The 25,442-nt window shown below is 46.3% G+C and carries 23 protein-coding genes; 17 read left to right on the top strand and 6 right to left on the bottom strand.

Annotation, left to right across the window (positions count from 1 at the left end; all coding sequences use genetic code 11):
* The first annotated feature begins 22 nt into the window (after positions 1–22).
* The 3 genes from QT973_RS11425 to QT973_RS11415 all read left to right on the top strand — a co-directional run bounded on the left by QT973_RS11425 (position 23) and on the right by QT973_RS11415 (position 4,641).
* Complete coding sequence (locus tag QT973_RS11425; protein ID WP_333056064.1) at positions 23–1,240, top strand: ABC transporter permease; 1,218 nt, start codon at positions 23–25, stop codon at positions 1,238–1,240.
* 122 nt (positions 1,241–1,362) lie between these two features.
* A complete protein-coding gene (locus QT973_RS11420; protein ID WP_333056109.1) occupies positions 1,363–2,583 on the top strand; it encodes an ABC transporter permease in 1,221 nt (406 codons plus the stop codon).
* Positions 2,584–2,910: 327 nt separating this feature from the next.
* Positions 2,911–4,641: a chemotaxis protein CheB gene (locus QT973_RS11415; RefSeq protein ID WP_333056065.1), complete on the top strand. Its 1,731-nt coding sequence runs from the start codon at positions 2,911–2,913 to the stop codon at positions 4,639–4,641.
* Between the two features lie 130 nt (positions 4,642–4,771).
* Here the strand turns inward: QT973_RS11415 and QT973_RS11410 are convergent, their stop codons facing one another.
* Positions 4,772–7,807 carry a glycerol-3-phosphate acyltransferase gene (locus QT973_RS11410; RefSeq protein WP_333391345.1) on the bottom strand — a complete coding sequence of 1,012 codons (3,036 nt, stop codon included), beginning with the start codon at positions 7,805–7,807 and terminating at the stop codon, positions 4,772–4,774.
* Between the two features lie 211 nt (positions 7,808–8,018).
* Between QT973_RS11410 and psb35 the strand changes: the two genes are divergently transcribed.
* Complete coding sequence (gene psb35 / locus QT973_RS11405) at positions 8,019–8,231, top strand: photosystem II assembly protein Psb35 (RefSeq protein WP_332981549.1); 213 nt, start codon at positions 8,019–8,021, stop codon at positions 8,229–8,231.
* 459 nt (positions 8,232–8,690) lie between these two features.
* Here psb35 and QT973_RS11400 read toward each other — a convergent pair whose 3' ends face one another.
* Together QT973_RS11400 and QT973_RS11395 are read right to left on the bottom strand one after the other, a co-directional pair.
* Positions 8,691–9,275, bottom strand: a complete 585-nt coding sequence (locus QT973_RS11400) for a DUF6658 family protein (RefSeq protein ID WP_333056067.1) — start codon at positions 9,273–9,275, stop codon at positions 8,691–8,693.
* Positions 9,276–9,508: 233 nt separating this feature from the next.
* A complete protein-coding gene (locus QT973_RS11395) occupies positions 9,509–10,246 on the bottom strand; it encodes a DUF2993 domain-containing protein (protein WP_333056068.1) in 738 nt (245 codons plus the stop codon).
* A gap of 445 nt (positions 10,247–10,691) precedes the next feature.
* Here QT973_RS11395 and QT973_RS11390 point away from each other — a divergent pair, with 445 nt between their 5' ends.
* From QT973_RS11390 to QT973_RS11370, 5 genes are all read left to right on the top strand, one after another.
* Positions 10,692–12,101: an HD domain-containing phosphohydrolase gene (locus tag QT973_RS11390; RefSeq protein ID WP_333056069.1), complete on the top strand. Its 1,410-nt coding sequence runs from the start codon at positions 10,692–10,694 to the stop codon at positions 12,099–12,101.
* A 94-nt stretch (positions 12,102–12,195) separates the two neighbouring features.
* On the top strand, positions 12,196–12,789 hold the full coding sequence (locus QT973_RS11385; protein ID WP_333056070.1) for a pentapeptide repeat-containing protein: 594 nt from the start codon (positions 12,196–12,198) through the stop codon (positions 12,787–12,789).
* 127 nt (positions 12,790–12,916) lie between these two features.
* A complete protein-coding gene (locus tag QT973_RS11380) occupies positions 12,917–13,672 on the top strand; it encodes a DUF2993 domain-containing protein (RefSeq protein WP_333056071.1) in 756 nt (251 codons plus the stop codon).
* A 235-nt stretch (positions 13,673–13,907) separates the two neighbouring features.
* On the top strand, positions 13,908–14,198 hold the full coding sequence (locus tag QT973_RS11375; RefSeq protein ID WP_333056072.1) for a DUF1816 domain-containing protein: 291 nt from the start codon (positions 13,908–13,910) through the stop codon (positions 14,196–14,198).
* Between the two features lie 265 nt (positions 14,199–14,463).
* The gene (locus QT973_RS11370; protein ID WP_333260521.1) at positions 14,464–14,739 is read left to right on the top strand and encodes a DUF1816 domain-containing protein; all 276 of its coding nucleotides are present in this window, start codon (positions 14,464–14,466) and stop codon (positions 14,737–14,739) included.
* 376 nt (positions 14,740–15,115) lie between these two features.
* Here the strand turns inward: QT973_RS11370 and QT973_RS11365 are convergent, their stop codons facing one another.
* Positions 15,116–16,039: an ADP-ribosylglycohydrolase family protein gene (locus QT973_RS11365; RefSeq protein ID WP_333209488.1), complete on the bottom strand. Its 924-nt coding sequence runs from the start codon at positions 16,037–16,039 to the stop codon at positions 15,116–15,118.
* A 321-nt stretch (positions 16,040–16,360) separates the two neighbouring features.
* Between QT973_RS11365 and minC the strand changes: the two genes are divergently transcribed.
* From minC to QT973_RS11330, 7 genes are all read left to right on the top strand, one after another.
* Positions 16,361–17,161 (top strand): septum site-determining protein MinC, encoded by an 801-nt coding sequence (gene minC / locus QT973_RS11360; protein ID WP_333056111.1) that lies wholly within the window; start codon positions 16,361–16,363, stop codon positions 17,159–17,161.
* A gap of 325 nt (positions 17,162–17,486) precedes the next feature.
* A complete protein-coding gene (minD, locus tag QT973_RS11355) occupies positions 17,487–18,293 on the top strand; it encodes a septum site-determining protein MinD (RefSeq protein WP_333056075.1) in 807 nt (268 codons plus the stop codon).
* A gap of 206 nt (positions 18,294–18,499) precedes the next feature.
* Positions 18,500–18,871 (top strand): cell division topological specificity factor MinE, encoded by a 372-nt coding sequence (minE, locus tag QT973_RS11350; RefSeq protein WP_333056077.1) that lies wholly within the window; start codon positions 18,500–18,502, stop codon positions 18,869–18,871.
* A 117-nt stretch (positions 18,872–18,988) separates the two neighbouring features.
* Positions 18,989–19,198: a hypothetical protein gene (locus tag QT973_RS11345; RefSeq protein ID WP_333056078.1), complete on the top strand. Its 210-nt coding sequence runs from the start codon at positions 18,989–18,991 to the stop codon at positions 19,196–19,198.
* A 287-nt stretch (positions 19,199–19,485) separates the two neighbouring features.
* Positions 19,486–20,061, top strand: a complete 576-nt coding sequence (locus QT973_RS11340) for a TerD family protein (RefSeq protein ID WP_333056080.1) — start codon at positions 19,486–19,488, stop codon at positions 20,059–20,061.
* 12 nt (positions 20,062–20,073) lie between these two features.
* On the top strand, positions 20,074–20,676 hold the full coding sequence (locus tag QT973_RS11335) for a TerD family protein (RefSeq protein ID WP_333056081.1): 603 nt from the start codon (positions 20,074–20,076) through the stop codon (positions 20,674–20,676).
* Between the two features lie 160 nt (positions 20,677–20,836).
* Positions 20,837–21,538: a zinc-dependent metalloprotease family protein gene (locus tag QT973_RS11330; protein ID WP_333056082.1), complete on the top strand. Its 702-nt coding sequence runs from the start codon at positions 20,837–20,839 to the stop codon at positions 21,536–21,538.
* Between the two features lie 27 nt (positions 21,539–21,565).
* On the opposite strand, the gene QT973_RS11325 is transcribed toward QT973_RS11330, so the two are convergent.
* Positions 21,566–22,021, bottom strand: coding sequence for a TerB family tellurite resistance protein (locus QT973_RS11325; RefSeq protein ID WP_333056083.1), 456 nt, complete (start codon positions 22,019–22,021; stop codon positions 21,566–21,568).
* Between the two features lie 218 nt (positions 22,022–22,239).
* Positions 22,240–23,409 carry a DUF58 domain-containing protein gene (locus QT973_RS11320; RefSeq protein ID WP_333314272.1) on the bottom strand — a complete coding sequence of 390 codons (1,170 nt, stop codon included), beginning with the start codon at positions 23,407–23,409 and terminating at the stop codon, positions 22,240–22,242.
* Between the two features lie 282 nt (positions 23,410–23,691).
* Here QT973_RS11320 and QT973_RS11315 point away from each other — a divergent pair, with 282 nt between their 5' ends.
* The gene (locus QT973_RS11315; RefSeq protein WP_333056086.1) at positions 23,692–24,972 is read left to right on the top strand and encodes a PilT/PilU family type 4a pilus ATPase; all 1,281 of its coding nucleotides are present in this window, start codon (positions 23,692–23,694) and stop codon (positions 24,970–24,972) included.
* The last annotated feature ends 470 nt before the right edge of the window (positions 24,973–25,442 follow it).

The following is a 25,442-nucleotide window of genomic DNA, read 5'->3' as shown; positions in this document are numbered from 1 at the left end:
ATCTAAAATCTAAAATCGAATTATGGATATTGTTGAAAGCGTCAAAATGGCTGTCACAACTTTGATGGCAAACAAGCTTCGCAGCACCTTGACGATGTTAGGAATTATCATCGGCAATGCTTCTGTCATTTCGATGATCGGTATCGGCGAAGGAGCTCAAACATTTATCGAAGGACAGGTTAACTCTCTGGGTTCAAACTTGCTATTTATTATTCCCGGAAGTCCTGAAGCACAAAGCCGCCCGGTGATTCCGCCCCAGACTTTAGTAGTGGAAGATGCAGAGGCGATCGCATCTCAAGTTGCTTCTGTCGAAGAAGTCGCACCAACTCTCAATGATAGTCAACTCGTTACCTACCGCAACAAAAATGTCTCATCTTCCATTGTCGGAACTACCCCAGAGTTTCTGACAGTCAGAAGCTTTGATGTTGCCCAAGGTCGATTTTTAAACAAATTAGATTTAGAAAGACAGGAAAATGTGGTTGCTTTAGGATCGGAAGCAGCCGAACAATTGTTTGGTAATACACCGCCACTTGGTCAATACATCCGCATCAAAAACTCGACTTTTCAAGTGATTGGTGTCATGCAGGCGAAAGGCTCAAGTTTTGGCGACAATCAAGATATGAATGTTTATTTGCCGCTGACAACAATGGCAAATCGGATCGTAGGTCGCTCGTCTCCCTACGGTACAAAAGTAACATTTATTTCGGTTTCCATTAAAGATGAAAGTATGATGCAAGCAGCCCAATTTCAAATAGAAAATTTGCTCAGGTTGCGTCATAAAATTACAAAAGAAGATGATTTTACTGTTCGCAACCAGAAAGATTTAATGAATACTTTGGGCAGTATTACTGGTGCTTTGACGTTGATGCTGGCTTTCGTGGCGGCAATTTCGCTGTTTGTAGGCGGCATCGGGATTATGAATATCATGCTGGTTTCTGTTACCGAACGCACGAAGGAAATTGGATTGAGAAAGGCGATCGGAGCTTCTCAGCAAGATATCCTAATTCAGTTTATGATCGAGTCTGTGATTTTGTCAGCGGCAGGCGGGGCGATCGGCACTGGATTCGGTATCGGCGGCGTGCTTTTAGTCGCTGCTTTTACTCCCCTGCAAGCTAGTGTTTCCCCAATGGCGATCGCACTTGCAGTCGGTGTTTCCGGCAGTATCGGCTTATTTTTCGGCATCGTACCTGCAAAACAAGCTGCTAAATTAGACCCGATTGTGGCATTGAGAAGTGCTTAAGAAGTCAATAGTCATTAGTCATTAGTCATTGGTTATTTGTTGGTTTCAATTACCAATGCCCGATGCCCGATGCCCGATGCCCGATGCCCAATTCTAAATTTCCAATTCCCAATTCCCAAATTATGAATTTTATTGAAAGCGTCAAAATGGCCGGTCAAACGCTACTAGCCAACAAAACTCGCAGCAGTTTAACAATGATCGGGATGATTGTCGGCAATGCCTCAGTAATTGCGATGATTGGAATTGGAGAAGGAGCTCAAAAATTTGTAGCAGGACAAGTTCAATCCCTGGGTACAAATGTATTAATCGTGAGGCCTGGAGTTCCCAACGCGAGGCGAAGTACCATCTCAAGTGCGCCTCAAACTCTCGTATTGCCAGACGCAAAGGCGATCGCAACTCAAGTCCCATCCGTTCAAGGCGTGTCAGCAGAACTTAACAGTTCTGAAATAGTTCGCTACAGCAACAAAAATGTTTCGTCTCTAATTTTTGGCACAATTCCAGAGTTTCTAGAAGTTAGAAGCTTTGAAATGGCAAAAGGGCGGTTTTTGACCGAACTTGATGTTAAGCAAAGTAACCAAGTTGTAGTGCTCGGTTCAGAATTAGCCGAGAAACTTTTTGGCAATACAAATCCCTTGGGCGAACAAGTGCGGATCAAAAATGTCAGCGTCAAAGTAATTGGAGTATTGGCGCCCAAAGGCACATCTTTTGGTACGAATTTTGATAATTCCGCCGCTGTGCCGATCACCACAATGGCCAATCGCATAGTCGGGCGCAAATCTCCCTACGGTTTGGCTGTCACGTCGATATTTATTTCGATTAAAGATGAATCGCAAATGGACGCGGCGCAATTTCAGGTAGAAAACTTGCTGAGATTGCGGCACAAAATTACTACCGAAGATGATTTTACTGTCAGAAATCAGAAAGATTTAATGGCAAGAATGGGGGCCATTTCCGGCGCTTTGACTCTGATGTTAACTGCTGTTGCCAGCATTTCCCTATTAGTCGGCGGAATTGGGATTATGAACATTATGCTTGTGTCCGTTAGCGAACGCACTCAGGAAATTGGGCTCAGAAAGGCGATCGGCGCATCTCAACAAGATATCTTGTTTCAATTTATTGTCGAAGCTGTGATTTTATCCGCTGCCGGAGGGATAGTCGGTACTTGCGTAGGTGTCGGTGGTATCTTGCTTGTAGGTAATTTCACGCCTTTGCAAGCTGGAATATCACCCGTGGCGATCGCCCTTGCTGTCAGTGTATCCGGTGCAGTAGGCCTCTTCTTCGGCGTTGTCCCCGCCCGCCAAGCCGCCAAACTCGACCCGATCGCAGCTTTGAGGAGTGCTTAATAAATATCTACTTAGTCCGTTACACAATCCGCTCATTTATGATATGGGAATAGGGGTTATATAAAAATTTAAAAAAAATGTTTTTTTGTAAAGATTTAACAAAATGGGACTGTTTGAGGAACTTTTTTAAAGAGTATTTTGACTTACATTTACAGCGCAAAAGTTCATCAAAAACCCATTAAATGTTAAAGATTTAATAAACCTTTATTGTGGCGTTTGCTTACGAACAACAAAGTTTAATAATATTAAATCTGGGGTAAACAGACTTAAGCATCTACAGAGTTTACGAAACCTTTGCGATTTAATCAAAATATCCAATAAATCAACATGGCATCCCTGACCCCTAGTCCTCAATTTGACTATCTCGAAGGAACCACCCAACCAGACAGATTTAACGCTTTGGATGGCAACGACATAATTTATGCCAACAGCGGAGACGACTATCTCGAAGGCGATGTCGGCAAAGACAAAATCTGCGGCGACCAAGGCAACGATACTATCATTGGCGGTGCAGACGACGACATCCTCTGGGGAGGCAAAGGCAGCGACCTAATTGGTGGCGATTCCGGCAACGATCTCATCTACGCGGGCGCCGGTAGCGATACCGTGAGCGGCGGCACAGGCGATGATATATTTGCCATTGCTAAAGGCAGCGGCGGCCCAACTTTAGCCACAGCCGATAACATCGCCGACTTCGGCAACGGCAATGACAAAATTCGATTGCTAGACGGCCTGGGCTTTGAAGATTTAAACATCCAGCAAGGCACCGGCGCTAACAGCAACAGCACCATAATTCAAGACAAACTCACGGGCGAGTATTTAGTAGTATTACCGGGAGTCAACAGCAACACAATCAACCGCGACCAATTCACCAATCAGCTATCGGGAAACCCTGTCATTGAGTGGAACGGAGTCATGCTGAATGCAGTGCGGACAGCCAACAGTGCGCCTCCTCTGGCCTCCCGCAACATGGCAATGGTTCACGCAGCCATTTACGATGCTGTTAACTCGATCGGCAAAAAATACAGCCCTTACCAGGTCAACATAGATGCACCAGCAGGCACATCAGCAGAAGCTGCCACCGCCGCAGCCGCCCATCGCGTCTTAGTCAGCGTCTACCCAGCGCAAGCAGCCACATTCAACGAAGTATACGCATCGTCTTTAGCTAAAATTACCGATGGCAAAGCTAAAGAAGACGGGATTGCCCTCGGACAGCAAGTTGCCGACCAAATTATCAGTTTGCGGAATACAGACGGCATCGCCAAAGTAGTGGAGTACAACCCCTCAAGCAACCTTGGCAGTTGGGTTCCGACTCCCCCCGCCCTTGCCGCCCCGCTGGCACCACAGTGGGGAGAAGTTACTCCCTTTGCCATGACTAGCGGTTCTCAGTTCCGCCCGCCCGGCCCGCCCGCCCTTGACAGCGCGAAGTACGCAGAGGAAGTTAACTACGTCCAAGAAATCGGCAAAAGTGACAGCCTCACACGCACCCCAGACCAAACAGTCATCGCCAAATTCTGGGCCAACGGCGCTGGGACGTTTACCCCTCCGGGTCACTGGAACCAAATCGCCGAAGAAACAGCGACTCTCACTGGTCAATCCTTAGAAGATAGCGCCCGCTTATTCGCCCTGCTGAATATTGCTCTCGCCGATGCAGCTATTAGTTGCTGGGATGCCAAGTACCAGTACAATTTATGGCGGCCGCTGACAGCTATCCGCCAAGCTGACACAGACAACAATCCCAACACGACAGCCGACCCCCTGTGGACGCCTCTGCTAACTACTCCGCCGTTCCCTGAGTATACCTCGGGCCACAGTACCTTTAGTGGTGCCGCCGATCCTGTTATGAGTGCTGTATTTGGTTCAGATTACGGCTTTGCTGATCGAGGCGATCCATCTGTCAACACTTTGCGAACCTACGAGAACTTCAGCGAAGCGGCCGACGAATCGGGTATAAGTCGAATTTACGGAGGGATTCATTTCATGAGTGCTAACGTAAATGGTTTGAGTGCGGGTAGAAATCTGGGGAATTATGTTCTCCAGAATTTCTTAACAGCCTAGGAAAGTTGGGACGGGTTTACGAGATTGCTGAGATGTTGCACCATTTTCAATAATCTTTTTAGGAACAGGCAAGATGCCTGTTCCACAAGAAATCAACTCTTTGTGGAACAGGCATCTTGCCTGTTCCTAATTATTCCAGCAGTTCTACAGTGCCGAGATACCCATCTACTCGCACTTTTTGACCGTCTCGGAAGCGAGTTGTAGCTTCAGCAATATTCATAACTGCGGGAATTTTGTACTCGCGAGCGATTATTGCTCCGTGAGATAGTTGGCCGCCAACTTCGGCGATAATTGCTGTTGCTCCTAATAGCAGCGGTGCCCAACCTGCATCGGTGTAAGGAACTACTGCGATCGCATTTTCTCCTAAATCCGTGCTCGCAGTGCGGCAAATCTTGACAAAGCCTTCGACACTACCAATACTTGCTGGAATTCCCTGGATGATATTAGTTTCCGATGTTGCGGAGTCGATCGCCCTTGTCTGAGAATTCGGCAGCAAATTGCCGTAGACTACAGGGGGAATCGGGCGATCGCGATCGGCTTTTAACTGTTGGCGCCTTTGGCTAATTGTATCCTGAAAAGAAACACTCGCGCCGCTGCGAATCCACTGCTGAATTTCCCCAAATTCCAGATAAAAAATATCCCCGCTTTCCTGAAACACCTGCATTGCCAATCCGCAAGCTTCAATCTCCAAAAAAGTCCACCGTAAATGAGCCAACAACCGCGCGTAAATTTCGCTAATTTCGTTTTTGACAAGCGCTCTTTCTTGACATTTATCTAATCGCCACTTCTGCGAAAAAGTCAATTTTGTTTCACGCTTTTCAACTAAATTATTTTCGGCTTTTTGAGCCATATTTATTAGCAACTTTTGATAAACTTCCGGTTGTTCTCGCCAAGTAGGAACAGCAATATCCGTTCCCACCTCGCTCAAATATCCGTAAATATCAAGCCACTTTTCAAAATCTGCTTGTAAAGCCGGAGTTTCCGCAAATGTCTGTGCTAAATCTGCGACTGAACCAGTTTCGTCAGACTGCGAAACACCAGCTTGTCGCAATTTCTGAGCCAACTGCTGTAAAGCTCGCACCGAAGCAATTTCAGGAGCGCTGTCATTAGCCAGCCAGTCATCATTAACGCGAAAAATTGCCTTGCGAATAGCCAGCCCGATCGGCCCTAATATATTGTAGTAAGTAATCGGTTTCAGCCACTCCTGAATTTGCTCCGCTCTCTCCAACAATTCCGTTAAATATTGATAATTGGGCATTGGGAATTGGGCCTTGGGCATTGGGCCTTGGGCATTGGGCCTTGGGCATTGGGCATTGGGCATTAATATTCCTTTTGACTCATCCTCCATAATTAATTCGTGTATCCGTGTCAAAATCCGTGTCGTGCCTTCCTTCTCCAGACTTTGCAGTGCCGGGAGGAAAATAGAACTACGATCGCCCTTAAATTCTGCATTGAGCGCCCTTTCTCGCTGCACCAGACGCCACAAACCGGGCAAAGAAGGCAAAATCTTCCCCAAAGGCGGCTTGCCCATTTTTTGCCCTCTCAGCAAAAATTCCAAACCCTGCTCCGGCAATCCCATCATCCGAAAGATTTCGCCCAACAAAGTAGCATTAAAATAGGCATGAGAACCCAGCAAAGTTGCCGTTTCATTAAAGTTTAAGCCACTGGCGCGATCGCCCAAAACCACCTTGAAAATCTCCCCCCAAACCCCGCAAGTTAGCGGCCGATTAATCGACCAAGTTAGGGGGCGAATTGCACCGGGAATCACTTCTGCTGCAATAGTGCGCGTCCAAAACGGCTGTAAATTTGTAATTGGGCGGCTTTGCAAAATCCAAACTTTTTCCCCGTCCCAACTCCACTCAATATCCTGCGGGATTCCGTGAAAAAATGCTTCAATCGCTTGGGCTTGTTTCACCAATTCTGCTAAAATGGGTTGATCAATAATTGAATTACTTTGAAGTTCAGTTAATTTGTTTTCTAATGATTCAGGTTTACTAAAATCAATTTCTAAATGAACCGGAGTAGATTGTCCGCCGACAACAGCTTCTGCTCCTCCCGGTAAAGCTTCTATAATTACCTGGGAACCGCCATCTAAAGGATTGCGACTGAACATCACTCCCGCAAATTCGCTGTCAATATAAGGCTGAATTAATACAGCCATTTGGGTATCGGGGAGTTGTCGTTGGCGGCGGTAAGCAACAGCTTCGGAAGTCCAATAAGACTGGCGGCAGCGATTAATGCCGTCGAGTAATTCTGCTTCAGTGAAAACAGGGCCAATAGTTTGATATTGTCCGGCGGCAGAACTCGTATCGCCATCTTCTCCCGCAGCAGAAGAACGCACAATCATTCGATTTTGGATTTTGGATTTTAGATTGTGAATGGAAGCATTGGAAATTGACAATTCATCACTATTTCCTCGCTGCCCGATGCCCGATGCCCGATGCCCGATGCCCGCTTCTTGTGATAATACCCAACCAGAAGGTACGTTAAAACCTGCGCGTTTGAGTTGAGACAATTTAGCAGCTTTATCGCCACAGATTGCAGCATCTAACGAATCATCAAGAGAAAACAATTGCTCTGATTTAGATAAAGCCATATCATCACCCTGACGAAGACTAATTGTGAAGAGTAAAAAGGCTAATCCTGCTGCTGCTAAAAATTCGGGCATTGATTGTCGCCACACCCAAACCCAGATTGGGGTACACAGACACCCGCAACGGGAAGCAAAGAGTCTCGCCCGATCGCCCTCACCCCACCACCGCTGTGCCAAACCCCACACCAGCAGCCCCCAAATGCCCGATGATACAGCCACCGGCGGCGAAAATACCAAAAGACCCCAAACAGCATTGGTCACGCCTCCACCTCCGGCGATCGCATATCTGCCCGCAACTAGAGGAATTAACAGGGCAAGTGCGATCGCAGGTGCATCCGGGAAGCAAAATCGCCCCGCCAAAACCGGCAAAATACCCCTGGCAATTTCCGCCAACACCGCCGCAATTCCCGCTAATTTCCCCCCGTGAATGAAAGCAGCAGACACGCCAACATTCCCCGTGCCCAGCGCCCTCAAATCTCGGCGGCTAAACACTCGCACCGTCCATCCCGTTAGCGGTAAAGCACCCAGGCTGAAACTCGCAGCCAACAGCAATGCTATTGTCCCCAACGGCATAAAATCTGCTCTCCTATTTTCAACCTCTAAACATTATGACCTCAATTCTGTCAATTTTTCTGTCTTCCGATATATCAACCAAACGGCATTAGCACTTAAGATAATGTAAAAGTAGAGTAGATAAGGATTTAGCTTAATGATAGATATCAGCTTGACAACTCCTATGGGAGTTCTTGTTGCACCCATCAAGCGAGTAGCGATCGATCTGCTGATGCAGCAGCCAGTGCCGGAATCAAGTGTCAGCTTGACGGCTCCAATAGCAGTTCTTGGTGTTGGCTTTGTTGCCGCAGTTACGATCGGGTCGATCGCCTGGTACAACTCCAAGCGCCCACCCGGTTGGGAATCCAAAGAACGCCCTGATTTTGTACCGAAAGTTGATAAAGACGATTTGATTGCTGATGTTTCTGACTCCAAAGGTAAATAAAACAAAGTTTCTTTAGAGGAATAAAAGCAGGACTTGTGCATTAATTAATGAGAAAACTCGGTCAGTGCGAGTTTGTCATTGCCAGCCGGAGCGCTGCAATTTCAATGGTTCATTTTCCCATTTTTTGCACAAGTCCTAGAAATTTAAAATCCCCATCTAAAATATCAAATATCGGTAATGTGCGCCCTAAGCATCCTAAATATACAGGGCTTACGAAAAAAGTAAGTAGTTTTACATGATACATATAACGTAAGGTGCGCCATAAGCACCATAGATATACAGGACTTACGAAAAAAGTAATTTTAGAGGATTAATATAGGGTAAGGTGCGTCCAGCGCACCTAGAGATTCTGCGTCCAAGACAGATATAGAATTTCTGGATAAATACTTGTGAATATAGTGTAGGGGCTATTCTGAAAAAACCCCTACAAATCGGCGATACCGCGCCAGTTATGCTAGCTTATTTTTGCAGCGGATTGAGTTTCGTAACCGAGCTTTCCTTGGCATCTTCAGCGCTATCTTGGAGGAAACCAGAAGCATCCTTAAAGGCGGCGCCTACTCTCTCTAAAATATTGGCATCGGGATCGCTGCGATCGAATACGGGTTGAGCCTTAGCCGGCTGTCCGTCTGGCGCTTCTAACAGAGTTTTATCTCCGCCGAGTTCGAGGTCGAACTTGTCAGTTTCCATCGGTGCAGAACCCGGATAAAGCAGCTTTGAGGAATTAGATTCAGCGGTAGTCGCAGCCAGGAGACGATCGCCGATAATCGCCAAATCAGCCCGATTCTTTTCTGCTTGAGCAGGGGACTGATTTACTTTAGGATCTGTGGAGGTTTTATAATTCGTGTATCCATCACCGCCACCCTTGTGAGGGTTATTCATTCCTCCAGCTTGAACGGGAGGATTCTCAGGCCGAGCTCCTCGAACATCGCCCGCATTGCAAGCGGTACTGGTAAACAGCAGCACACCTGCCATAAATACAGTCAACAATTGACTCAAAAATTGACCGATACGCAGTCTTTTAAAAAAAGCAGTTACAGTGTTCACAAAACTTTTCCAAATTTTTACTACTACTTGTTAAGAGTAAAAGTTAAGTCCCCATCCCTGCCTCTAACGGCGGTGATACTTTGGTGCCAGTTGCTATCGACTTTTTTATAACTTTAGAGGGATTTCATCAACGGCGGCTATTTTTCCAAAGCCAAGCATAATCATAGGGTGCGCCAGTTCCAATAGTTGGAGGAATTGAAGAGTTTTTTGTTTCTGACCCACCCTACAAGCTCCTAATTAGGGAATTGTTCGACTTTCGCTTCAGCTTGCAAAGTTAGCACACCAGCTTCCACATTTAGCTGCTGAATTCGCAGGGACATTCCCTCAATTTCAAAATTTCGCAAGTTTAAAACCTCACCAGCTTTGTCCGCCAAAGCTTCAGTTAACTCCGGCGAAAATTCCTTGTTTTCGGGATACTCGACATCCTGAAGAGAAATTGCCCAACCGCCCGCTGCGATCTCAGGTTTTGCTGTAAAATAAATTTTTTCATTGGAGGCAGTTTCCTGCACCCATATCTCAGCATTTAAAGCGATTTTTCCGGCTAGCAATTGGCACTCAATAGTTTTAACGTCTATTGTCCGCAGTTGTCCGTCAACAGTAACTTTTAAGTTTTTCAGTTTCCTGCTGATGTATTCGGAATTAAAAGCGCGGTTGATATCGCTTTCTGTTAAAACTGCGCGCGCCCCACCGAAGGCAGGCCCGTTCAGTTCAATTTTGCCAAACATAGCGGTGAGGGGATTGACAGCAATATCCTTGACGTGAATTTGCAATTCTTCCACGCGCAAATCTTGCTGCATTACCAACCCTGTGCCCTCAACGGCAACGGCCTCTACTGAGCCCTGGGCTAGCTGGATCGGATCGGTGTTGACTGTGACAGACAAAGTTTCGGATTCGTCTAATTTGCTCGTAATAGCAATCTCTGCCACTTTGTCGATCGCCTGTTCCCCTAAACTTCTATTTTGTTGAAGCACGCTCAGAATTCCTAATAATATTGTTTTCAAAATAGTAGTTAATACCTAAGTCATTTACCGTCTTCCTCTCGGCTGGTTTCTCGTCTGAAAAAAACTTAGCCAAAGACAGAGGGTTTCCAGAAAATTGCTAAAATTAATCAGGTAGTCTTCGGCGCACTCTACATTGCCCGAAAGCATCCAGCATACAAGCCCCCAGATTCATTCCGAAAGCAGACTCAGGACCGGTGAAATAAGAAACCTGTATCCGATGAAACTTGCCGAACGTATTTATCGGTGGGGTCAATGCTTCAATTCTAAAATCTAAAATCTAAAATCTAAAATCTAAAATCGATTGACTCGGTTGCAAAGCGGTGAAAACTCAAAAACTCGGATTTTTGCCAAAAGTCTTTTCGAGAAGTTCGATCGCCCGGTACAATTAAGTTAAGAGCCGGCACCGCCATTTGCAATGAATCCAGAATCAACTCTCGCTAGACTACAAGCTACACTTCCCGACGGAAAACTGCCTTCTAGCTACGGGGTATACTTCAAAAACACCCTAGTAGCCCTATGTCACGCCCTAGAAGACCACATCTTGCAAACCAGTGGCGGGGACAAGAGCGAACTCCAACCCTTAGTTTTGGTAACGTTTCAGCAGGGTAAATGGTATTTACAGGAAGCCGATCGCTACCTAGATATTGCTAATGCCTCTAGGCGCGTTGTCATAGGTGCAGTAGCCGACAGCGGTTTCGCTACCCACAAAACCGGGCAATTAGAAAATGTATCTTTAATAAATCTCGATGAAAACGACCCCATAATCCAAGAATGGAATTTAATCATCCTCGCCCCGACATACAAAGCAATGGTGCTTTGTCGCGAACTTTCAGATCGGGAATACTTGCCCGAGGGCAAGCCAGAAGTAGATACAGAACGAAAGTTCTACGGTTTGTGGTCGTTTGACCAGTCTTTGGTGTCGGCTGCAGCAGAAATTTTTATAGAACAGACGCGACATTACAACTCTCCTCTGGCAGACACTTTGCTGGAAATGCACCACGAAATCCTGGCAACCAAAGGCCCGCCCTTGGCCGACATTAGTGGCGTGGTATCGCGGATAGTCACTTACCTGCAAAGTTCTCAGCAGCAAATGGTAGCAATTAACCGCCAAACCCGCGAGTTGTGGGAATTGGAAGGTCAAGCTTTGCGTGTCAGTCGTAATTTGAACGCTAACAAACTTCAAGCTTTTCTGCGAATGGCCCAGCGCGTGGACGAACGCGATACCTCAAATCCTACAGCGTCCTTGCAGGTGGCGGCTTTGTCGGAAACTTTGGGTCAACTGCTGGATTTGCCGGCTTTGCAGTTGCGGAGGCTGCGGCTGGCTGGATTGCTATTTCGAGTCGGCTTAATTTCGGCCCCGAATGAGGTGTTCGATCGCACTCCCGATGCTTTTGACGAAGCAACTTTCTCGTTTTGGCGCGATCGCAGTTTCATTGGTTCCCAACTGCTGCAAGCAATGCCGGAACTAGCACCTGTAGCGGAAATTGTCAAGCATAAACTTGAATATTGGGACGGCAGCGGCAGGCCAGAGGGTTTGCGAGCCGAAGCGATACCGATGACTTCGCGGATTTTGGGGTTAGTCGCTTATTTTCAAGAACTGACTCAACCACGTGGCGATCGTCCGGCTTTGAGTTTGAGCGAAGCTTTGGAACAGTGCCGCGAACTGTCGGGCACTCGCTTCGATCCGGCTTTGCTGGAAACTCTCAGCAACGTCGTCAGAATGACAGAAATTGGTTTGATGGAGTTACCAACTCGCCCAAGCCAACTGCCTAACGTGTGGTTGGAGGAGGGCGATCGAACGACCTCGGCCGCTCCGGCATTATAAAATAACTCGACTGTTGACTGTTGACTGTTGACTGTTGACTGTTGACTGTTGACTGTTAACCAACAACTGACAACCAACAACTGACAACTGACTAATGACTAATGACCTCGAAGCCATACGCAAAGGCAAAATTTTGATGTTGGCCGGCACTGATTTAGCCGGCCAAGACTTAGCGGGAGCGGATCTCGCCGGTGCTAACTTGTCTCAAGCCAACTTGAGTGGAACTAATCTCGCCGGCGCTAACTTGCAGCGGGCAGTATTGCGAGCCAACCTCCGCGGCGCTGACTTGAGCGGCGCCAACCTGCGAGGCGCAGATTTTCGGAATGCCGATTTGCGGGGAGCTTCCTTCGCTAACGCTTTAGTCCGCGACGCCAGTTTTGGGGGTGCTTTTTTGACGGGGGCATCCATCGGCAATTTGGATTTGAGCGGTGTCGATTTGCGCGGCGCCGATTTGCGGGGCGCTGCTTTGGCTAGGGCAATTTTGCTTGGTGCCGATTTGAGCCATGCCAATTTATCCGGCGCTGATTTATCGGGAGCTGACTTGGAAGAAGCGATCCTGAATGGAGCCGTACTGCGCGGCGCTAACTTGACCGGGGCTAATTTGCTTTGCGCCATGATGGAACAAACCCTTTGGGATGGAGCTTTGCTCGATCGCGCCTGTCTCCAAGGCACCCCCCTGAGCCCTTAAATTTCAACAATGTTGTTTTGAAGACAGACAAAAAACAATATCTGCTTATGAGGTGAATAAGCACAAGCAATTTTTACATTTCTTAATATGAGGTTATAATGGCGACTGTAGATGAGCAAACGAATAAATGGTAGCAGCTTTGTTTAGCGGTACATCCTTTCAAGGTCAAAGTGGCGATCGCCTTGTTAGTAAAGTAGCAGGAGCTGCGATCGCAGCCTTATTCAAGCGTTCTGAAAAGGCCGAGGCCAACATCCGAGTCGAACCAGTAGCCAAACTCTTGCAGGGAAGCATCGACGGTTTCGACTTCGTTGGCAAAGGTATGTTGATGTACAACGGCCTTCGCATAGAAGTGATGGAACTCTATCTGCAAGCACTCTCCATTGATTTTGGGGCGATTTTTGCAGGTCAAGTGAAATTACGGCAGCCTACCCAGGCAAATATGCGAGTAGTCTTAAGTCGATCGGATTTAACCACCTCATTCAATACACCTTTTGTAGTTGAAAAACTCCAGAAGCTGAAGTACCAAGAGCAATCTCTGCACTTTCAAAACACTGAAGTCAGCTTCGGAACCGACAAATCAATTCGGCTTCAGTCCGAAATTACCGTAGGCGAGGCCAGCGAACCGGTCAAAATAGATATTACAGCTCAGTTGCAAGTAGAAGACAGACGCAAAATCCAATTTGTCAGCGTTACTTACGGCGGTGACGAGCAAGCAGTAGACTTGGGTCAAGCTATAATTGCCCACGTAAATAACTTGCTAGACTTAGACAAATTTGCCTTAGAAGGCACTCAACTGCGAGTAGACCGCTGCCGAGTTCAGAACGACGAGCTGGTTTTCTACGGTTGGGCTGGTATCGAACAGTTCCCCAAAGGCAAGCGCTAAACCTCAGCAAGCTGAGGTTTGCCCAGCCATCTAGTTTGGAAAAAGAGCATTTTTTAGTTAGCAAACAACCCGCACCGGCGGGTTTTGCTTTAGATTTTAGATGGGAGGAAAAATCTAAGATATAAAATCTCGCATCTAAAGTCGATCGACGCAAAATCAGCACTGAGGTTGATTCGATCTGGCAAATTATTTTGATAGATTTAAATAATAAATTAAACCACCCTCAAGAATAAAGATGCTCGGATTTTATTTATTTTGTATCTACGTTGCAGTCTTGTCCGTGTTGGCCGGGCCGAACCACCGCGGGTCTGAGAAATGGTGGGTAGAAATTGTCACCGATTTGCCCCACTGTACCTACTATTTTGGCCCCTTCGACACCGACAAAGAAGCCTCCAGCAATATTCCCGGCTACGTCGAAGACCTCGAAAGCGAGGGAGCTAAAAGGGTTAGTATCCGCATCAAACGCTGTCAGCCTTCGCATCTTACCATTTGCGAAGAAGAATTATCAGCAACTGTAGAGATTTAAAAAAGTTGAGTTTTGACTTAACTCAAACCTCAACAATAATATAAACACACTCTTCTTCTAGTCCTTACCTTGCGGACTTTGTATGTCTAGCAGTGACTTACAGCCACCCAGCCTAAAACTCTCCTCCACCAAAATGCTGATTTGATGCAGCACTTACTCTCAAAAATTACCTGCGTCAAATCAGCACTGAGGATGAGGCGATCGCTCCCATTGCGTTGATAAATTGAGAAGAGTAAAAACTACTTAAGTCTTCCCAGAGGTAAATATGTTTGAAATCTCTATGTTGGGTATGTTTTTCACGGCTTTTTGGCTACTAGGTCAACCTACTAGCAGCACTCGACGCGACGAATGGTGGGTAGAAGTTGATACAGATTCGCCAAAGCGTACCTATTACTTCGGGCCCTATGACAGCAGACAGGAAGCTTCCGACAACTCGAACGACTACATCCGAGACTTGGAAAACAAAGGATCTAAAAAAATTAGCATCAACATCAAACAAGGTAGCCAACCTACTCAGCTAAGAGCTAGCGAAGAGTCTTGAGAAGGTGGGAAAGTGCAAATTACGGGCGAAGAAAAGTTGACTTATTAACAGGGTATTTTTCAAATGAGATCGCGCTGGCATACAGTAGGGACACAACAATGCTGTGTCCCGATGAAATAGTGAAGAAAGGGTATTATCTGCGTCCGAGAAATGCACGCTTTTTCAATTAAAACAGCAGGAGTCCCGCAGTCTAACGGTACTCCGGTGAGTGACGGGAGGAATGCGCGTGAGGCTCAAGAGCTGAACAAATTATCTATAAAAATAACAGAATTTCTTCCATACGTAATACAATATTGTCATGAAACAAGTCCTGACAGTATCTACAATTATTTATGTTATGCCTGGGAATTGTCACCCTTGATTTAAAACATCGATTTTAACTAGATAAAGAGAAAAGCCGATCGCCAAAAGATACAATTAAAGTGCGATCGGCTAATTGCGAGAGCCATTTTTCCGGTATACCAGATTCTCCGTAAAAAGCCCCCGCCAACTGTCCGTAAACCGCACCAGTTGTATCCGCATCGTCGCCCAAATTCACAGCCAACAAACAGCCTTCGGCAAAAGAAGAACTGTTGTAAAACGCCCAAAGTGCCGCCTCCAAAGACTTGACAACATAACCAGTACCTTTAATTTCAGGAGGTTGTCGCAATTTAAAAGAACCCGCCGCAATCTCATCAATCTCTGCTACCAGCGGATTTGCGGCCCAATATCCCGAAATAGGACAATATCTTTCCGACAGCAACACATCTTTAGCAACTCCATTCACCGCCCCCGCAATTAAAGCACCCAAATAACGGCAAGCATCCACACAAGTAGCAGCACCGTGAGTAGTTCTCGAACTTTCTCCAGATTTTTCTATGACTTCCAAAGGATTTGTAGCATAAAACAAAGGCACGGGAGCCAAGCGCATAATCGAACCGTTGCCAGCAGTCTGAGCATCGGTAAAACCGCAGTAAGGTTTTCTTGTATCTTCAAACTTCCAAAGAGCTTGCTGAACCGTATTGCCAATATCAAAACACTCGCCCGTACTGCTCAAATGTCCGTCTCGCCACCACCGCAAATAAGTTTCTAACTGATGGACTGGATCGAAACCTTGCTTCTCAATCAAACTTTGGGCCAAACAAAGCGCCATCGAAGTATCATCCGTCCACTCACCCGGTTGCAGTCGAAACGGGCCACCGCCAATCATATCGTTAATAGGTGTAAAAGTTCCGGGGCGACAGAACTCTAAAGTTGTTCCCAAAGCATCGCCAACTGCTAAACCTAGGAGACTGCCGCGATAACGTTCAATTTGTTGCATAACGTAATTAAAAATCAATAATTAGTAAGCCCGTTATTATTGAATTATCATATAGCAATCCTTGCAGGAGTCGTGAATTTTTTACCCCTCCCCAACTCTCCCCGAACTCGCGGGGACGGAGTAAGAAATTCACAAATGATGCGAGGATTGCTATAGCTTGTCAAAACTATTTCTCTCTTCTCCTCTCTATTCTCTTTCTCTGTGTCCTCTGCGCCCTCTGCGGTTAATAAAAAAAATCTTGTTCACAAACGAAGCTGAGCCAAAAGACCGATCGAGCTAATATTGATGTTAACCTGTCCCTACCTGAACTCAGACCTGTCCATGACACCCGATGCCACCGCCGGAGCCGCTGCCGCCCCTCAATCAACACCCGAAGTCAGCTTGGAGCTGCAAGTCAGACTCAAAACCGAAGATGGACAGCTACTGTTGCTACTCCCCCCAGAAACCAATAGCGAACCCGCAACAGCCTCCGCCTCGACTTGGACTGAACTTTGGCAGCAGCTAAAAGTCAGACTGAACGCAGGAGAACGCTTTTGGCAGCCAAACGCAGAAGTACAATTGATGGGGAACGATCGACTTTTAGATATCCGCCAACTGCAAGAAATCGCCGATGCCCTCTCCGAAGTGGAACTGCAACTCAAACGAGTCCACACCAGTCGCCGCCAAACCGCCGTTGCCGCAGCTACAGCAGGCTATTGTGTAGAACAGCAGCCTCCGGTTTCTTCCCTGAATAAAGCCGCCGCTGAAAAACCGCAATCGCTGGCGGAACCTTTATATTTGCAGATGACAGTGCGATCGGGCGTAGAAATTCGCCATCCGGGCACCGTCGTACTTTTGGGAGACGTAAATCCCGGCGGCTCAGTCATCGCCGGAGGCGATATCCTAGTTTGGGGCCGTTTGCGGGGAGTCGTGCACGCCGGTGCCGGTGGCAACACCAAAAGCGTGATTATGACCTTGCAGATGGAACCGATGGTGATTAGGATTGCTAAGTATGTTGCCAGAGGCCCAGAAACCTCACCCGCTCAGTTTTTCCCGGAAGTCGCCTATGTGACGCCCCAAGGGATTCGGATCGGTAGAGCCTCTGATTTTGACAAATCGCAGTTAGTCGGGGGTAATGAGTAATCGGTAATTGGTAATTGGGAATTGGTAATGGGTAATTTGTAATACTATTTCTTTTTAAGCCTGCACTTGATAATTTTTCCCTTGGCTAAATCAGCCACTAAAGGACGATTTTAAAATTAAGTGCAGTTTCATATAGAATTAGTATTACAAGGACAGTTTTGAGTGTTAAGTTAATTCACTGAATAACAAATTACTGCCAACTTCCCAAATAATAATTGCTAATTATCAACCAATAATAAAATCAATTACCAATTCCCAATTACCAATTCCCAATTACCAGTTACTAATTCCCAATCATCAATTCCCAATAAATCTAAAATCGCTTATGGCTCGCATTATTGTTGTTACATCAGGGAAAGGCGGGGTAGGAAAAACCACCTCCACAGCCAATCTCGGCATGGCTTTAGCTAAGCGGGGGCGCAACGTTGCTGTAATTGATGCCGATTTCGGTCTCAGAAATTTAGACTTGCTGCTAGGCTTAGAAAATCGGATTGTTTACACGGCATTAGAAGTTCTCGCTGGAGAGTGCCGATTAGAGCAAGCTTTGGTGAAAGATAAGCGGCAGCCGCGCTTGGTGCTGTTGCCGGCTGCCCAAACTCGGATGAAAGATGCCATCAGCGCCCAGCAAATGAAGCAGCTTGTGGGGATGTTGGGAGCAAAATACGACTATATTTTGATCGACTCTCCTGCTGGCATTGAACAAGGTTTTCAAAATGCGATCGCGCCGGCTCAAGAAGGGATAATTGTCACCACTCCCGAAATCGCTGCTGTCCGCGATGCCGATCGAGTCATCGGCCTGCTGGAAGCCAACAACGTCAAGAAAATCAACCTGATCGTCAACCGGATCAGACCCGCAATGGTGCTGGCAAATGATATGATGTCGGTGCAAGACGTGCGGGAAATCCTCGCCATTCCGCTGTTAGGCGTGGTTCCCGACGACGAGCGCGTCATCGTTTCCACCAACCGAGGCGAACCATTAGTATTGTCGGAAACGGCCTCTTTAGCTGGAACTGCCTTCGACAATATTGCCCGCCGCTTAGAAGGCGAAAAAGTTGATTTTCTAGATCTCAATCCCCATCGAGAAAACTTCTTTACTCGCCTCCGCAAGTTCTTAAATACTAAAATTATGTGATGTGCTGCAATATGGGCGATCGATCTTTAACAGCAGCGACTTCATCAAAAAAACTAGCCCAAATTTTCCCCCAGTGACACCAGTTCCCAAAAAGAATGAAACTGTAGGTCAACTTTAAACCATTAGGGAATGAGTGATTCCCCAATCGAAAATCGAAAATCGTATAACGTTTTCTATGCCTAACCCTTGACAAATCAGCCTGACCCATGATACACACACTTCTCGAACGACTTTTCCCGCGCACCCCTGACAACAGCCGCGACGAGGTAAAACGGCGCCTCAAACTGGTTCTAGCCCACGATCGCTCAGAACTCAGCCCAGAAATGGTTGAGTCGATGCGCCGAGAAATTCTAGAGGTGGTGTCTCGCTACGTGGAAATCGATACCACTGGGTCTGAGTTCTCGCTGGAGAGCGACCAGCGGGCCACAGCACTAATTGCAAATCTTCCGATCCGGCGAGTCAGGATCGAGCATCCACCGGAGAATTTGCCCAAGAATTTGCCCCCGAATCGGCCCGAAAATCGACCCGAATATGTACCGGAGTATGTAGTCGAAATTCTCCCCGACACTACGGAGTGATAGGGATTGAGATTTTATTGTCAGGCAAAGAGTTCGATTCGAGCCGATCGGCATTTAAATTAAACTATAGCAACCGCTTTCGTCGGTTAGAAAATAGACTACAATTAGTGGCCAGTTTTGCAGAGCGAGCGCGCCGACTTTTGGGCCCAAACTGTACATTTATACATCCTTCATCAGGTCATCCGAGCGATCGAGTTAAATGGCATGAAAAAAATCGAAGTTGCTCAAGAGTTGGGCCTCCGTCGCAACACCATCGACGCCACAAGTCGATGGTATTGCATCACAGGAGACTTCCAAGCGGAGGGCCTTGTGGAAACGGCCTGGTAATGGTCACTTGCATCACAAAACAGAGTCAAGTTCCGAGAGTTCAAAATACACAAGCACAATAACCCAAGTTGAGAATACACAACTGTGGGAGGCAGGGCATGATTACTTTGTACTCAGACCCAAAAAATAATTAAGAGTTGTCATCCCTATTGACATCTGCACAGTTAGCTAATATTCTTATTATTTAAGATTAAAAATTCTACAACTATTTCCAGCAAAAACTTAAAAAAGTTTTCAAGTCCGCGCCTCCCTCCATAACCACTTCTAATAAAGAGGAAGATTGAATCATGGCAGTATCTCTGAGCAAAGGACAACGGATATCGCTTGAGAAAATTTCACCCGGTCTCTCAGAAGTATTCATAGGACTGGGATGGGACGTTAAAGCTACAGACACGGGCTCTGACTTTGACCTAGACTCATCATTGTTCCTCTTAGGTGCTAACGAAAAATTAATTTCTGACAACCACTTCATTTTTTACAACAATCTCACAAGTCCAGATCCCGACAAATCAGTGCAGCACCTGGGAGATAATCTCACGGGGGCCGGCGAGGGGGATGATGAAGTTATCAAAATCAACCTCAAAAAAGTGCCTAATGATGTCCAAAAAATTCTTGTAACTGTAACCATCCATGAAGCACAGCAACGCCGTCAAAATTTTGGTCAGGTGCAAAATGCCTTCGTGCGGCTCGTTAATGCCCAAACACAACAGGAAGCTGTTCGCTATGACCTGGTAGAAGATTATTCCATAGAGACAGCACTGATCATGGCTGAACTCTACCGGAAAGACGGCGAGTGGCGTCTCAATGCAGTGGGCTCAGGTTATCAAGGTGGTTTACAAGCATTACTCGATCGCTATAGCTAAAAGGTAAAACACATGGGAATTAACCTACAAAAAGGACAGCGCATCTCGCTTTCCAAAGAAGCACCCGGGCTAACAAAACTGATGTGCGGATTAGGGTGGGATGTGGCGAAACGCTCCGGTGGAGGTTTGTTTGGGGCTTTTAGCAGTGCTCCCGATTATGACCTGGATGCCTCAGTGATTTGTTTAGATGGAAATGACAAAGTGAATGATATGACCAATATCGTTTATTTTGGCAATCTCTCCCACCGTTCAGGAGCTATTACGCATCTAGGTGATAATTTGACTGGAGCGGGAGAGGGAGATGACGAGCAAATTCTCGTCGATTTATCTCGAATTCCCTCGCAAATTGTCAAACTGGTTTTTACAGTTAACATTTACGATTGCATTGCACGCAAGCAAGACTTCGGACAAGTTCAAAATGCGTTTGTGCGTTTGGTTAATACGTCTAATAATCAAGAACTTGCAAAATACAACCTCTCAGGTTCTGAATACAAAGGCATGACGGGGATGCTGATGGCAGAAATCTACAAGCATAATAATGAGTGGAAAATGGCAGCCATCGGTAACGGTGTTAAGGTTAATGGGTTACAGGAACTTGTGAAAACCTATGCTTAACAACTCCTTCGGTACATAGATGCTCCTTACTTGCTGGAATCAGAAGTGGACAACAACGATGAATACCCTTTGTTTTGTTGAAATACCTGAAGTAATCAGCGTAATTTACATGAGATGAAAAATACGTTATGTTACGAGAAAAAATTCCTACACTCAGTCAATGTCGCTGTACGATCGCCTAGACTTAACCAAACACAATCGCAAGCTAAAACTCCCCCTCTCTCAACGGCTAAACCTGACTAGAACCCCCAAACTCTGCTGTCACGGCTGTCGTTCCCGTATCCACCCTCAGTGGGAGTTTTGCCCTTCCTGTGGAATAGTTCTAATTGATAATGATAGCGATTTTCGCCGTTGTATTTGGGTAGATGTATCAGGAATGGATGTCGCACCCGAAAATAAAGAAGCGATCTTTTCCCTACTGATGGACGCTTTCTCCAAACTCTACGGCGCATTTAGAAGCATCAAGGTATTTTTGACCTCCGAGCCCCCCGATCGCAAAGAGTGGGGCGAAGATTTTACTCATGTTTATATATTCGTTGATAGCCAGCCGGTTGACTATCTCGGCGTGGCTAGCTTCAAATCGGCAATGGTTACAGATCGGGCGATTATTCGGATTGACCAAGTATTCTATGCTTCTTACAATGCCAGCCTTAGTCTCAATCAACTATCTAACTTAATTGCAAATACCATTGCCCATGAAATAGGACATACACTAGGACTCGATCATTCTGCACTTCCGACCGATGTCATGCACAATGGACTCCTTCATACTGTTCATAGCTTAATGCCTCCCTCATTTCACCCAGAGCAAATAAACTCCATGAACAATGCTATTCGCAGATATCAAGCCTTGAATAATTGATGGGCTAGAACCAGGAAATAGCTGAATTTAGAGATCGAATTCCACAGGATTAATGCCCACAGCATGGCAAGCTTCTTTGACAACCTTCTTTTCATCTTTGTCAAAATTACCATCCGCACCACCGATAATAATGCCAATTTGGATGACGGCACGACCTTGGTCTAGTTTTTTATTAAGTTTCCCTATCGCTTGGATAGCCTCAATTTTACCAAAATCGAAGTCCTGTGAGAGCTTCTCACAATAAAAATCAAATTTTTGCTTCAACTCCGACGCCGGAAAAATTTGGAGTGTTTCATTGGAAATTATTAGAGCCGCCGTTTTTTGTCTTTCCTCGGTATTGATAGTGCCATCAGCAGCAGCAATCAATGCACATATTGCCATTGAGGCATCAGCAAAATCATTATTTTTAAACTTGGAAATATTGGTTTGCAGAGAAACATTGATTTGTGATACGTTCTGCTTTAATTTCTCCCAGAAAGTCATTTTTTCTCCTATTTGGTGAATGAGATATGATGTTTGCGACCGGAGTCACAGTAATCTAAGCTGCTCTTAACTTGCCAAGCAATTGCCAGACCCTGTAAGATCCTTAAGTTGATGAATTACACTCCTGTAGTGTATCATGGTTCTTGAGGTTTTAGATTGATCAAGTCAATCTTCATAACTAATCGCTCTTTCATAGGTTTTTTCGTGGTCTATCTTACTTAATAACTAATCGCTCTTTCGAGAGGATCTTGTAACTGAAGTTCTAAGGGTCGGTCAGAGCGAATTTCTAAACCAGGTAAGTCATGTTTGACTAACATTTTTTCGCCTGTTTCAGCAGTTGCCGACGGCCATAGTACCCAGCGACTGCCAGGGGAAAGAGTGCTTAAAGTTGCAGAGTTTTGAGTCAGCCAAATTATCGGCAGTTTCGACCGATTATCGATCGCATCTTCCCCAGCATTAACCGCCGCTAAAGTTTCCAAAACTACCCGGTTCCCCGAAACAAGTCCAGTCCCGGCAGTCCAAAGTTTGACGTTTAACAGGCGCTTGCTAGCATAGAAGTAAAGAGACGCAGCTACTGTCACGGCTCGTTCAAATTCTTCTGGCTGCCACGCCGCAGCGCTGTCGAGAGCAATAATAATTTCTTGACCGCCGGCTGCAACTTCTAACTCTCTCACCCGCAGTTCTCCGTAGCGGGCGCTGGTGCGCCAGTGAATCAGGCGGGTGGGGTCTCCGTGGCGGTAAGGTCTCAGGTTGCGGGTGAGACCTTCGGTAGCAGTTTGCGATCGACTGCGATTGTAAAATTGCGGGCTGTCTTCTTGACCGATGCGATCGATCAAAGGACAAGTGCTCAACGGCAAAACCTTTGGATACACAACCGCCACCGCTTTGACTGCGCGACTGCGTCTGCACCAAAACAACCCTAAAGGTGCCGCCGTCCTCAAGTTTACCTCTTGCCAACGATAGACGCCGCGCTGCCGGACTTCTAGATAGTATGTATCCCTGTATATACTGTTAGGGTCTATGACTTCGATCGGGCGGACAACCGGTTCTCCCAATACAAACGGCAAGATGTCTATCACTTGCAACAAAGTCTTAGGTTGGCGGGCGCGATTTTCGATTTCTAGTTCGACGGTGATTTGATCGCCCGCACTCACCGGTTCGATCGGGCGGCGACGGACTTCCAAGGCACGGAGCGATTTTCCCGGCAAAACCGCCGCTACTGCCAACAGCGCCAAACCCCCACCGCTGAGCACGTACAGCCACCCAGACATTGTATTAGTCGCCGACCCAAAAAAGAAAACCGTCATCCCCGACAGCAGCCAACCGGCGTAGGCAGGGGTAACAGCACGATTTTCGAGCCAGTCGGCAATTTTGTGACCGATGTTCATAGGAGTTAAAATTGTTAATTACTCGATCGCCCAATCAAGCCTAATTGTAAAATATTCTCAGCATTTAACACCGAATTAGCTGCGAGGGATTAGATTATAAATCGGGCATTTTTTCGCAATAAATCTACATTGACCCGCCCAAAAACGGATACCCTGCCACGTACACTCAGTCAGGGTCGATGCCCAAATTTTAGACTCTAGTTCCTGCTCCCAGATTAATCTGTGGAGTAAATCTAAAATCTAAAATCTAAAATCTAAAATCGATTGACTGGAGACCAAAAAATGAACCCATTAAACAATCCTACACCCGTTCAACCAGAGGCTCAAGGCCGCCGACGAACACCGCCACCGCCCCCGCCCTTGGCTGCAACTCCCGCACCGCCTCCAGCGCCGAGTGTGCCCCCCGCAGCCCAGCAGCAGCGGCCTGTTGAGACACCCGTCAGTACGATCGAACAAATGGTCAGAGATGCCCATGCAGCGAGCGCTTCCGACATTCACATTCGAGTCGGCCAACTACCTCGATTTCGGATTCGGGGCGTGATGCAAGTAGCAACTAACCACCCCAAAGTAACCCCAGAAATTTTTGAAAATTACCTAGCCGAAATTCTCACCCCCGAACAGAGAAAACAGTTTGCAACTACCAAGGAATTAGACTCAGCAATTTTTTACCCTGGCTTCGTGCGGTGTCGGCTAAACTGTTTTGATTCCCTCAGCGGCGGTGCCATAGTATTGCGGTTGATTAGTTTGGAAATACCTACTATCGATTCCTTGAGGTTGCCAGAAGTTCTCAAAAATATCATTTTGCGATCGCAGGGATTAATATTGGTTACAGGGCCTACCGGTTCGGGGAAATCCACAACCGTAGCTGCGATGATCGACCACCTCAATCAGATGGAGCAAAAGCACGTAGTTACAATTGAAGACCCGATCGAATTCATTCATCCTTCTAAAAAATGCTTGGTCAGCCAGCGGGAAGTCGGCTTGCATACCCACGAGTTTCAGCAGGCTTTGCGCGCAGTTTTGCGGGAAGATCCCGATGTAATTCTGATCGGGGAAATGCGCGACAGAGTTACCATCAATACAGCTTTGCAAGCAGCTCAAACTGGTCACTTAGTATTGGGAACTCTCCACACTCGCAGCGCCATTAACGCTATTAATCGGTTGTTGAACCTCTACCCACCTGAAGAACAACAGGCGATGCGGCTTCAAATTTGCGATTCTTTAGTAGCGGTAATTGCCCAACTTTTGCTGCCAACAGTTGACAACCGTCGGGTAGCAGTTCACGATATTTTGGTGAATACACCTGCTATGCACGATTACTTGATGAAAGGTGCTGATGATGAAGCTTTCCGGTTGATGGAACATGATACTTACGAAGGAATGCAGATTATCAACCAAGGTCTTTACAAACTGGTGCTAGAAGGCAGAGTGACGATCGAAGAAGCAGCAAAAACTTCTCCTGAAGCCAGCGATTTAGACCGCCGCTTGCGGACAGGAGGCTACGATGTTGCCGACGCTCGCGGCTTTGAAGGCAGCAAAAAAGAACGCACCGTTCGCGCCTAGTAGCAGCACACATACAGGGGTAGGCACTGCAGGACTACCCCACCCCTCAAGTAACAAGATTTTGAGCAGACGGAAATATTTGATTAAGATTTTTGTGCGTATTTTTACTTAAGCTTCACTTTCATTTAGTAACAAAAAATACATTTTAATTAAATAGTAAAGTGCTAGAATCAATGTCTAGTGTATTGTTAAGTTTTTTAAATGTAGACCCTACTTTACATAAACTTTAAAATTACGTGAAAACTCACAGGTTATTGCAAAGAAATAGTAAAGATATGTTCAGAGTATTGGCAGCAATCAGCAATTTAAGTATATAGTTGTAGTGACAAATTTTCGACAGAAAACATTCCGACTTAGCCGATATTTGCAGCTCGCAGAAGTAAGCAGGTTACAAAAGGGCTTAATAAAACTACAAGCCGAGCCGATCGCGTGTCTTTCCCATTAACTAGCTTTTCGTCGTCGAAAAAATC

Source organism: Microcoleus sp. Z1_A1, assembly GCF_036700305.1.
Classification (GTDB): domain Bacteria; phylum Cyanobacteriota; class Cyanobacteriia; order Cyanobacteriales; family Microcoleaceae; genus Microcoleus.
Note: the sequence above shows the minus strand (reverse complement) of the source record. Positions and strands in the feature narration are given on the sequence as shown.

What these genes read in the sequence shown, in the direction of transcription:
- QT973_RS11425 (WP_333056064.1), top strand. Translation starts at nt 23, where the DNA reads ATGGATATTGTTGAAAGCGTCAAAATGGCTGTCACAACTTTGATGGCA.
- QT973_RS11420 (WP_333056109.1), top strand. Translation starts at nt 1,363, where the DNA reads ATGAATTTTATTGAAAGCGTCAAAATGGCCGGTCAAACGCTACTAGCC.
- QT973_RS11415 (WP_333056065.1), top strand. Translation starts at nt 2,911, where the DNA reads ATGGCATCCCTGACCCCTAGTCCTCAATTTGACTATCTCGAAGGAACC.
- QT973_RS11410 (WP_333391345.1), bottom strand. Translation starts at nt 7,807, where the DNA reads ATGCCGTTGGGGACAATAGCATTGCTGTTGGCTGCGAGTTTCAGCCTG.
- psb35 (WP_332981549.1), top strand. Translation starts at nt 8,019, where the DNA reads ATGCAGCAGCCAGTGCCGGAATCAAGTGTCAGCTTGACGGCTCCAATA.
- QT973_RS11390 (WP_333056069.1), top strand. Translation starts at nt 10,692, where the DNA reads ATGAATCCAGAATCAACTCTCGCTAGACTACAAGCTACACTTCCCGAC.
- QT973_RS11385 (WP_333056070.1), top strand. Translation starts at nt 12,196, where the DNA reads ATGACTAATGACCTCGAAGCCATACGCAAAGGCAAAATTTTGATGTTG.
- QT973_RS11380 (WP_333056071.1), top strand. Translation starts at nt 12,917, where the DNA reads ATGGTAGCAGCTTTGTTTAGCGGTACATCCTTTCAAGGTCAAAGTGGC.
- QT973_RS11375 (WP_333056072.1), top strand. Translation starts at nt 13,908, where the DNA reads ATGCTCGGATTTTATTTATTTTGTATCTACGTTGCAGTCTTGTCCGTG.
- QT973_RS11370 (WP_333260521.1), top strand. Translation starts at nt 14,464, where the DNA reads ATGTTTGAAATCTCTATGTTGGGTATGTTTTTCACGGCTTTTTGGCTA.
- QT973_RS11365 (WP_333209488.1), bottom strand. Translation starts at nt 16,039, where the DNA reads ATGCAACAAATTGAACGTTATCGCGGCAGTCTCCTAGGTTTAGCAGTT.
- minC (WP_333056111.1), top strand. Translation starts at nt 16,361, where the DNA reads ATGACACCCGATGCCACCGCCGGAGCCGCTGCCGCCCCTCAATCAACA.
- minD (WP_333056075.1), top strand. Translation starts at nt 17,487, where the DNA reads ATGGCTCGCATTATTGTTGTTACATCAGGGAAAGGCGGGGTAGGAAAA.
- minE (WP_333056077.1), top strand. Translation starts at nt 18,500, where the DNA reads ATGATACACACACTTCTCGAACGACTTTTCCCGCGCACCCCTGACAAC.
- QT973_RS11340 (WP_333056080.1), top strand. Translation starts at nt 19,486, where the DNA reads ATGGCAGTATCTCTGAGCAAAGGACAACGGATATCGCTTGAGAAAATT.
- QT973_RS11335 (WP_333056081.1), top strand. Translation starts at nt 20,074, where the DNA reads ATGGGAATTAACCTACAAAAAGGACAGCGCATCTCGCTTTCCAAAGAA.
- QT973_RS11330 (WP_333056082.1), top strand. Translation starts at nt 20,837, where the DNA reads ATGTCGCTGTACGATCGCCTAGACTTAACCAAACACAATCGCAAGCTA.
- QT973_RS11325 (WP_333056083.1), bottom strand. Translation starts at nt 22,021, where the DNA reads ATGACTTTCTGGGAGAAATTAAAGCAGAACGTATCACAAATCAATGTT.
- QT973_RS11320 (WP_333314272.1), bottom strand. Translation starts at nt 23,409, where the DNA reads ATGAACATCGGTCACAAAATTGCCGACTGGCTCGAAAATCGTGCTGTT.
- QT973_RS11315 (WP_333056086.1), top strand. Translation starts at nt 23,692, where the DNA reads ATGAACCCATTAAACAATCCTACACCCGTTCAACCAGAGGCTCAAGGC.